Source organism: Acinetobacter seohaensis, assembly GCF_056431365.1.
The window spans coordinates 21106-30031 of the sequence record NZ_JBWKMK010000131.1; the positions used below are offsets into that span (position 1 = coordinate 21106).

At 30.0% G+C, this 8926-nt stretch carries 9 protein-coding genes and 2 pseudogenes; 8 read left to right on the forward strand and 3 right to left on the reverse strand.

Going from position 1 to position 8926, the window contains the following annotated elements; all coding sequences use genetic code 11:
• Window positions 1-94 precede the first annotated feature (94 nt).
• Together AC07E5_RS11910 and AC07E5_RS11915 are read right to left on the reverse strand one after the other, a co-directional pair.
• Window positions 95-289, reverse strand: coding sequence for a DNA-binding protein (locus tag AC07E5_RS11910; RefSeq protein WP_179996868.1), 195 nt, complete (start codon window positions 287-289; stop codon window positions 95-97).
• A 122-nt stretch (window positions 290-411) separates the two neighbouring features.
• Window positions 412-909 (reverse strand): hypothetical protein, encoded by a 498-nt coding sequence (locus AC07E5_RS11915; protein ID WP_180046417.1) that lies wholly within the window; start codon window positions 907-909, stop codon window positions 412-414.
• Between the two features lie 93 nt (window positions 910-1002).
• Here AC07E5_RS11915 and AC07E5_RS11920 point away from each other — a divergent pair, with 93 nt between their 5' ends.
• The 6 genes and pseudogenes from AC07E5_RS11920 (at window position 1003) to AC07E5_RS11945 (ending at window position 7222) form a co-directional block, all read left to right on the forward strand.
• Window positions 1003-1209: a helix-turn-helix domain-containing protein gene (locus AC07E5_RS11920; protein WP_179996866.1), complete on the forward strand. Its 207-nt coding sequence runs from the start codon at window positions 1003-1005 to the stop codon at window positions 1207-1209.
• A 100-nt stretch (window positions 1210-1309) separates the two neighbouring features.
• A pseudogene (locus AC07E5_RS11925) lies at window positions 1310-1882 on the forward strand (type I restriction-modification system subunit M N-terminal domain-containing protein); the annotation flags it as partial.
• 77 nt (window positions 1883-1959) lie between these two features.
• Complete coding sequence (locus tag AC07E5_RS11930; RefSeq protein ID WP_498625544.1) at window positions 1960-3213, forward strand: tyrosine-type recombinase/integrase; 1254 nt, start codon at window positions 1960-1962, stop codon at window positions 3211-3213.
• Complete coding sequence (locus AC07E5_RS11935) at window positions 3206-4909, forward strand: hypothetical protein (protein ID WP_498625545.1); 1704 nt, start codon at window positions 3206-3208, stop codon at window positions 4907-4909. Before AC07E5_RS11930 ends, AC07E5_RS11935 begins: the two co-directional genes overlap by 8 nt.
• Window positions 4906-6864: a hypothetical protein gene (locus AC07E5_RS11940; protein ID WP_498625546.1), complete on the forward strand. Its 1959-nt coding sequence runs from the start codon at window positions 4906-4908 to the stop codon at window positions 6862-6864. Before AC07E5_RS11935 ends, AC07E5_RS11940 begins: the two co-directional genes overlap by 4 nt.
• Window positions 6836-7222: a hypothetical protein gene (locus tag AC07E5_RS11945; RefSeq protein ID WP_374855142.1), complete on the forward strand. Its 387-nt coding sequence runs from the start codon at window positions 6836-6838 to the stop codon at window positions 7220-7222. The genes AC07E5_RS11940 and AC07E5_RS11945 overlap by 29 nt, the downstream gene beginning before the upstream one ends.
• A 152-nt stretch (window positions 7223-7374) precedes the next feature.
• On the opposite strand, the gene AC07E5_RS11950 is transcribed toward AC07E5_RS11945, so the two are convergent.
• Window positions 7375-7602 carry a helix-turn-helix domain-containing protein gene (locus AC07E5_RS11950; RefSeq protein WP_163170013.1) on the reverse strand — a complete coding sequence of 76 codons (228 nt, stop codon included), beginning with the start codon at window positions 7600-7602 and terminating at the stop codon, window positions 7375-7377.
• An 80-nt stretch (window positions 7603-7682) separates the two neighbouring features.
• On the opposite strand from AC07E5_RS11950, the gene AC07E5_RS11955 reads away from it, so the two are divergent.
• The gene (locus AC07E5_RS11955; protein ID WP_163170014.1) at window positions 7683-8177 is read left to right on the forward strand and encodes a hypothetical protein; all 495 of its coding nucleotides are present in this window, start codon (window positions 7683-7685) and stop codon (window positions 8175-8177) included.
• A 218-nt stretch (window positions 8178-8395) separates the two neighbouring features.
• Window positions 8396-8806: pseudogene (locus AC07E5_RS11960) on the forward strand (ATP-dependent helicase); the annotation flags it as partial.
• Between the last annotated feature and the right edge of the window lie 120 nt (window positions 8807-8926).

The following is an 8926-nucleotide window of genomic DNA, read 5'->3' on the forward strand; positions in this document are numbered from 1 at the left end:
GCACCTTCAAGTAAAAGACAAATCCATAAAGGCTCATGTTACAGCATGGGTCTTTATACTTTCTGCACTAAAAAAGAATAATTAAAAGTTAAAATTAATTCATATTTTTTTGCTCCTTAATACCCAATTTCACTGCAATTTTATGGCTTTCACCGCGTTTCGGAACTCTATTGTTCTTTAAAATTCGATAAACTAGGTCTGGAGAAAAATGATTATCTCTTGCCCATTCAGCAATGGAAATTCCATTTGCTGAAAACTCTTCTCTAACTTGCTGAATCGATTTGATCATATCGGGTGAATTTTGAATGATGTTGACGAAAAAATAGAATATTTTTCAGGATTAATCAATCACTTTTTTATTGTAAGTTATTGTTTTTATTATATTAATATTATGTATAATGGTTTTTATAATCATCCATTATATATTTTTATAATGTTATTTATTGTTTTAATCTTTACTTCACAAAAATTAATCTGATAATCAATTTCTTCTTTATATTTTTGAATTGAATCACAAAATTCAGGGTAAGAAACTGCCAATTCATTAATAAAATCTACCTGATTTTTTAGAAAGCTTAACTCTTTGTTTATAGTGTTTTTTTGGGTAAATAGTGGGTTGTTTTCATCAATATCAATCAGTTTTTTTCGCAGTTCTTTTAATTTTGGCGTTTCACTATATAAATATAATCTTTTATTACATAGTGATCTTTGTGCTACCAAAAAATCATTTTTCAGTAATACTTGAATTGCTGTGTACATGCGCTCACGTAATCTCTTCATACTTAAAATGCGTGGTCGATCTGATTGTTTAATAATTAACCAAAAGCATTTTGATTCCCAATTTTTAATTTCATTGTTTTTTATTATTTCAACGAAATCTTCGGCTAAGGGAATATTCAATTTCAACATTTTAGACCTCTTTCATAATGAAAATGAGGATTATAAGCCGTGGATGTTTAATCCTCAATTGGTGATATTTCTGTTTTTTGAGAAATTTTTCAAATGTCAGAATTATCTACTGAAATTGGTCGATTATTACGAAAAAAAAGAGCGGAGAGAAAAATTACCCAAGAAGCATTAGCATTACAATGTGGAATTGATCGTAGTTATTTAGGTCGTATTGAACGTGGTGAAGTAAACATCACTGTCTTAAAACTCTATGAGCTTGCTTCTGTACTTCAGATTGATGCTAAAGAGTTATTGCCTTAACTTTTCTCACGCCAAACCATGTCGCATCCCGTTTAATTACAATAGCTTTTTCTATTAATATCTACCACAATATCCTCAAAGAAATTTGAGAGTCATCAGTGTGATTACAGGCGAAATTAAAAGCAAAATTGACCAAATCTGGAATGCATTTTGGAGTGGGGGTATTTCTAACCCACTCGAAGTGATGGAGCAGATGACCTATTTGTTATTCATTCGCCGACTTGATGAAATTCAGATTACAAAAGAGCGCAAAGCCAATCGTCTAAAAATAACAATAGAAAAACCAGTGTTCAAACCAGAGCAAGATCATCTGCGTTGGTCAAAGTTCACTACCTTGGGTGATCCTACTCAGCTTTACAATATTATTGCCAATGAAGTTTTTCCGTTTATTAAAAATCTTGGCAATGAAGATGACACCACATACAGCCATCACATGAAGGATGCCCGTTTCACTATTCCTACACCTGCACTTTTAACGAAAGTGGTCGATCTCTTGGCTGAAGTGCCGATGGATGATAAAGATACTAAGGGTGATATTTACGAGTACATGCTTGGTAAAATTGCATCTGCAGGTCAGAACGGTCAATTCCGTACACCTCGCCATATCATCAAGATGATTGTGGAGTTGATGCAGCCAAAACCAACCGATACCATTTGCGACCCTGCTTGTGGTAAGGGTTACATATATAGTTGACATCGTAAGTATTACAAGCAATACTATGGACATGTCTATTTAGATGAATCTTCTCAGTGGCTAAAACATCAAACATAAAATTAAACCTACATACAATTAAAATTAATGATCAACGAGTAGAGTTTCTTAAATCTAAGAACACATCAGATTATGACCTACCGCAAATATATTGGAATAATAATAATGCATGGGATGAAGCAAACTTATTTGCTTATGATTTACTTGTAAATGAAGATTTAAGCTTAAAGACAATAAAGTCATATATGTTCCATTTACATGCATATGCCGCATGGTTAGAAAATAATAATATTGATTGGAAACATTTTCCAGAAATGAGAAGTGAACGTTGTTTGATTTTATTTCGTGGAGATCTAATTAAAAAAAGAAATTCTTTAGAATTACGACCTTCTACTGTTACTCATAGAATGAGAAGTATTATAAAATTCTATAGATGGGTTAAAGAAAAAAACTTAATTGATTTAGATTCTCCAATGTGGAAGGATAAAACTTATACTAAAAAAATAGTAAATAGATTTGGGTTTGAAAATACATTAGAGATAATATATGCAGATGTATCTATTCCATTAGTAAGTCAAAATAATAACATTGAATTGGAAGGTGGAATATCTCCTATTAATCCCAGAGAAGTACCAAATATTTTTAATGTGGCAAAAAAACACAGTAGTATAGAATTATATCTTATGTTGAAGCTGGGCTTTTACACTGGAATGAGAATTGGAACTATTTGTGATTTAAAGGTTGCAACTTTGGAAAACTCTATATTACTAAAAAATAAAAGTATGAGTACTATTCGTGTAGGGCCAAATTCTTCACCACCAGTGAGTACAAAATATTCAAAAGATGGTGCTATTTTAATACCAACAGATTTAGTTCATGAGTTAATTGAGTATTGTTATAGCACTAGACGCTTAAAAAGAGTTGTAAAGGCTGTAGATGAAAATTCTGATTTAATATTCTTGACTAGAAATGGTGGGAATTACCTAAATCTAAATAATAAATCAATTAATGTTTCGATGCATAGATTAAGAGTTTCAGGTTTAAATTTAGGATATGATGTTTTTAAGAGTTTTCATTTTCATCAAACACGTTCAACCTTTGCAACAGTATTGATGGAATATTGTTTAAAAAAAATGTCAGCAACCAATGCTATACAGTTAGTTAAAGATGCCTGTATGCACAAGGATGAGGCAGTAACTTTTAAGTACATAAAGTTTTTAGAAAAATCAAAAAATCTAGAAAAAATATCAAACGAATATACTAATGTTTTTTTAGGAATCGAAAATGAATGATAAGATTCCAAAATTAATTATTGATAATATTATATATGGTTCTCACGAAATAAAATGGGATCTGTCTATACTGCTTTATAAAGATGCTGTATTAGAATCTAGAAGATTAGTGGGTGAGCTTATAGAGAATGGTGACTTTGGAAAGCCTATATTTGAACGTTTAGGATTTGTTGTTAAAATTTATGAGTATTTTTGTTTTAATATAAATAAAGGTATAGCTGTTAGAACAATTAAGGGTGAGCTAGAGAAACTATTTCTATATTTTAAATGGTGTGAAAAATTAGAAAGGAATATAAATGAAGAGACTTATGAGAAAAACTTTATTGATTGGGCAAATTCAACTTTAGAACAAGTTAAATTAGGAAAAGTAAAAAGCTATCCAAATTATAAAAAATGTACTGTTGTTGCAAGAGTTTTAGCTAGGTCAATGGGTATAGATATAGCAAAACCTGGCACACATCTGATGAATAAAACTAGATTGGTTAGGTATAAAGAAAATTTATCACTTACCACTCATAGTGATGAGTTGGATTTTAATAAATTTGGGTGGTTTTTAAAAGATATCTCAGATGGCTTATCCTTAGATGTTGTGCGTGGAGTTTTACCAATACGATTAAAATTAAGGAATGGTAAGGAGTTAGTATTAAAAGGGAATTTAATGGATGAAAATATTGAATTTGATAAGTATAGATATTTTTCTGATAAAAAAAATGTTTTAGAAGCAAGACGAGCATTATATCCTCATGAAAGTTTATTGGATAAACATAAACGTTCAAAAATTTTAAATTTGAGAATTGAAACTGAACTTTTCATATTTATTAATCAAACTGGTATGAATCTATCACAAGCTCGTAGTCTCAAGATAGACGATTATAGATGGCAAACTGATAACGAGTACTATTCGGTTTTTAAGGTTTATAAGGGACGTAGACAGGGTGAGGCTTCATTTAAATGTTTTAAAGAATATAGGGTCATACTTCAGCGTTATCAAGATTGGTTGAAAAGTATTGGATTTAATTCTGGTGATAGTTTATTTCCTTATTTATCTAGAGGAATTATTAAAGCTGATAAAAATAATGGCTCACCAGAATTAATCAGGGATATATGTTCTGAACTGGATATAACCTATTATAATATATCAAAAATAAGGAAATTTAGAAGTAACTGGTTTGATGAAAAAAATGAAAGTGTCGAAGATATTGAAGAAGTGATGTCTCATTCAGTCGAAACATTTAATAAAAACTATAAGAAAATAAATTTTGATAAAGCGATTAAAGAAATCTCTAATTTTAATAATCAAAGTATTGAACTTTTAAAAAGTTCAGGTGCAGGTTTATGTTCTTCTAATAAAAATCCCCCTATTTCTATCGATGATGATTTTGATATTAAGCCCGATTGTTCAAGTCAAGAGGGTTGCTTATTTTGTGTATATCATAGAGATATCTTAAGTTTTGATTATTTTTTTAGGCTAGCAACTCATGCTTATATAAAAGAAATCGAATTGAGTATTAATCCTGCAATTGAGAGTCATCCTGCTAAGTTGGTTATTAATAAAATAAATGAAAAGCTTGATGCTTTAAGTAAAGTAAGTATTAAGGAAAAAAAATCGGTATTGAAAGCTAGGTCAGAAGTTAGATCTGGTAGTTATCACCCTGAGTGGGCCGATTTAATAGAAATTCTGGAGCGAATGAAATGACTGAATTTTTGTATTCTCTGCGTTTAGATTCAGATTTTATTAGTGAAGAATCACCAAATTATAAATTGGATGCTTGGCCACCTCACGGTGATACTCCTGTAACATGTGATAGTAATAATAATATTGTATCAATATTTAATGACAATATTTGGGATTTCACTGCTTATTGTAATAAGAATGTTAAATTCAATTTTGGTGATGAAAGTCAAAAAAAAGGCTATATAATTGATTGTAAAAATATTTATTTATTTAAAGTTATAGCTGCATATTGGTTATGGGGGGCTGGTTCTGTTAAAACGATTCAGAATTTGATGGTAAAATTAGCTAAATTAAAGCCATTAATCTATGTGTGTTCAAAAAATAACATATTAATATCAGATCTTAATAATCATGATTATGTTTTAGAGGAAATTGCTTCAATTTATAAAAGTCAAACAAGTAGGTTGTTAAATTTATTGAAAAACTTGTATGCTGATAGTAGTGAAATTGGTTTTGTTCTATTAGATTATAACTCTATAAAAAAATTATCAAAATATTTTGATGAAGATTATGTTACACAAACGCCTTACATGCCTTATAGAATCTGGTCATATCAGATTTTAAGATTTGAAGAGTGCTTAAAAGATTTTTTAAATCATAAGAATGAAATTAAGCACTTATTTAATTCTATGATGGATATTTATCAATATAGATCATATAAAAGATCTAACAGAAAAAAATTTTTAAAATATATTCAAGAATTAAATTTATCTAATGTATTTGAAAAGTGGGTTGAAATTGATTCGAGTGGTATTTCAATTAGAAATCTTTCAAGATATTTAAGTTTAATTAGTTTTTCAGCTATCGCTTATATTGTGAATTTTTCTCTTATGAGGATTGATGAAGCATCTCAATTAAAATATGGGTGCTTTATTGATAAAGAAATAAATAATGAGAAATATTATTTTATTCAAGGTGAAACAAATAAAACTATAAAAGATAAAGAAGCTCTGTGGATTGTTCCCTCTATTGTTAGTATAGCAATCGAGGCAATTTCTATTATTTGTGAGCTGAGATTTAGTGTGTTACAAAAAAATGGGTTTATATCACAATCAATTGAAGAATTTAGGCCATATTTACATTTAAATTCTTTTGAACCTTGGGCTTCTTCAGCTAATGATTTTGAAAAAATTTCCTTAATTAATGAAGTGCGTCGATATAATGAAGCGCTACACATGTGGCCAAAACTGTTTGATAACAGCCAACTTGTAATTCAAGAAGAAGATTTGAAAATTGCAAGAAAAATGACTTCTTACTTAGATGAGACAAAATTTAGAGTTGGAAATATATGGCCCTTAGCTTGGCATCAGTTGCGTAGAACTGGCGCTGTTAATATGTCGGCATCAGATTTAGTTCAGGATGAAAGTTTACAGTATCAGTTAAAGCATAGTAGTAAATTTATGAGCCTCTATTACGCAAGCAATGCTTACAAATTAAACTTTGATTTAAATGAAGAGGTTGGTGAGTTATTTATGCAAGAATGGCACATGCATAACGTTTCAAAAAATCAGGAATTGGTATCTGAAAACTTTATTTCACCTCATGGTTCTAAAAGAAAAGCTCAACTTATTTCTACAATTACTCTAAAAGATCATACATCTCTGTTAAGTCTTTCTAAATCTAAAAAACTGAATTACAGAGAAACTTTCCTAGGTGGTTGTACTAAAAGTGGTGATCCATGTCCTTACGGAGGTATTACTAATATTTCAATGTGTATGGGAATTGATGGTAATCCACCTTGTGATTCAGTTTTATTGGATAAAAATAAATTACCTCTTATGTATCAGCTAGAAGATTTTTACCAGAAAAAATTCAACAATCATGAGGCTGATTCCATACCGGCAAACGCTATACTGCAACAATTAATTTCTGTAAGGAAAGCTATTAATGTCATTAAATCAAATGAAACTGAGTAAAGCTGAGCTTCAATTCTATGAAGCTTTTATGCGTTTAAAAGAAAATAAACCTATTCATTTACCTAAAGGGACACTTGTAACTCAGAATAATGTCGCAAAGGAAGCAGGTGTTGACCCATCAGCTTTAAGGAAAAGTAGATATCCAGAATTAATTAATGAGATTCAAGAGTGGATTGAATTAAATGATCAGAAAGGGATATCAAAAAAGAAAGTCGCAAAAAAATTAAATTCTGAAGTTGCTGAATTACAAGTGACTATTAATACATTAATTGAGCAAAGAGATAATGCTATGTCTAAACTCTTGGCTGCTCAAATTAAAATAATAGAATTAACAAATAAAATCAATGGTTTAAAATAAATTAGGGCTTGTCCTCATTTGAGGAAATAGCTCAAAAATGAGTATGTTTATGCCTAAATTTGATTATTTAGTGAACAATATGATTGTTTATTGACTAAAATAAGAGCTAATTTGCCTCATAAAATGAGATAAGGACACACCCTAATGGAAATCTATAATACTCTTTCTAAGAATCTGATTATAGATATATCTAATACGCTTAACCAATCTTGTAGTTCCAATACATCGATACGTCTGTCTAAATTTTCAACTTTTGCAACGTATGATTGAGGTTTTTTTAAAGACGTAGCTAACTCTACTTGAGTTATTTTTTTTGACTCACGTATGGCTATAAGTTCTCGTATAAGTTTTATATATCTAGGATCGTGTATTGAGCTCATAGCTCAAGATGTTGTACTATTAGCAAAAATATCCCAAAATAGGATATTTTTACTGGTTTTTGATAATTCGGCAGATTTGTATGTATGTAAATCAATCTCTTAAGAGTTGTTTGGTTAAATTTCTGGCAACTACAGCCTTTAAGGCAAAGGAATTTAAAGATATTAGAAAGATGTTTATTGAAGCCTATCCAGAATTTAAAGCAAAAAAGTTTTATCAAAAAATCTATCAAACTGTTAGAGAGTTACAAGAATATGGTTTTATATCAGTTGATAATTCGACATGTACCTATAAATATACATCAGCGTATAGAAGTTGTGATTTGCTTGATTATCTATCAAATGAGACTACTTCATCTTCTATTCAAGAACAATTATATCAAGACTGCACTCGGCTTGAAGAGGAGGTAGATAAAGTAAAATTAGAGATAGAAATACTAGCTAAGTATATGCGTCTATATCCAATAATAGTTGATAAGATTTCTCGTTGTGTGTTGGATGCACAAATGTATTTGAAAAGTCTTCAATCAGAAATCACTGTATTAAACAAACTCATAGGCTGTATTTCAAAAAATTGACGGGCAATGAGAGTTTTAATTCCTGTGTATTTAATTGTTATTGCATATTTTCAGTATCAATTTTATGGTCAATAAATCAGATAACTTTTTTTGAATTCCTAGAGATACTTTCTAAGAAATTTGAGACTCATTAGGGTGATTACAACCTCATGAATTTTCACATATAAAATCTAAGGTTGCTATAATTCAGTATCTATTACATTTTCTGCTTCACCCTTATGAAACTCATTGATAACATTAATAATATATTAGGCTCAGATATTGGAGAAAATCTCAGTAGTAAGTCTAGATTAAAAATTGCTGCTTCCTATTTCTCAATCTATGCTTATGCTGCTTTAAAAAAAGAACTAGAAAAAATCGAAGAGCTACAATTTGTCTTTACGTCACCTACTTTTGTTGCTGATAACGTCACAGATAAACTAAAAAAAGAAAAACGTGAGTTCATCATTCCTAAGCAAGATCGTGAAAGCAGCCTGTATGGGACTGAATTTGAGATTCACTTAAAAAATCAGTTGTCACAAAAGGCAATTGCGAAAGAATGTGCAGACTGGATCAGACGCAAAGCTATATTTAAGTCAAATAACAGTAATGCACCGATGCAGGAATTCATCAGTATTCAAAAACCTGAGATACCGTCTTGGTAGTCAATCAGGTTTTGAGATTATTCGACCAATAAATAATCTCTTTGATAGGCAGTCTGATGTTTTAAAACGCCATAACACAGATGTATAAGCTTGCGCATTGCAGCA

Coding starts and splice junctions, on each gene's coding strand:
- AC07E5_RS11910 (WP_179996868.1), bottom strand. CDS start 289: ATGATCAAATCGATTCAGCAAGTTAGAGAAGAGTTTTCAGCAAATGGA.
- AC07E5_RS11915 (WP_180046417.1), bottom strand. CDS start 909: ATGTTGAAATTGAATATTCCCTTAGCCGAAGATTTCGTTGAAATAATA.
- AC07E5_RS11920 (WP_179996866.1), top strand. CDS start 1,003: ATGTCAGAATTATCTACTGAAATTGGTCGATTATTACGAAAAAAAAGA.
- AC07E5_RS11935 (WP_498625545.1), top strand. CDS start 3,206: ATGAATGATAAGATTCCAAAATTAATTATTGATAATATTATATATGGT.
- AC07E5_RS11940 (WP_498625546.1), top strand. CDS start 4,906: ATGACTGAATTTTTGTATTCTCTGCGTTTAGATTCAGATTTTATTAGT.
- AC07E5_RS11945 (WP_374855142.1), top strand. CDS start 6,836: ATGTCATTAAATCAAATGAAACTGAGTAAAGCTGAGCTTCAATTCTAT.
- AC07E5_RS11950 (WP_163170013.1), bottom strand. CDS start 7,602: ATGAGCTCAATACACGATCCTAGATATATAAAACTTATACGAGAACTT.
- AC07E5_RS11955 (WP_163170014.1), top strand. CDS start 7,683: ATGTATGTAAATCAATCTCTTAAGAGTTGTTTGGTTAAATTTCTGGCA.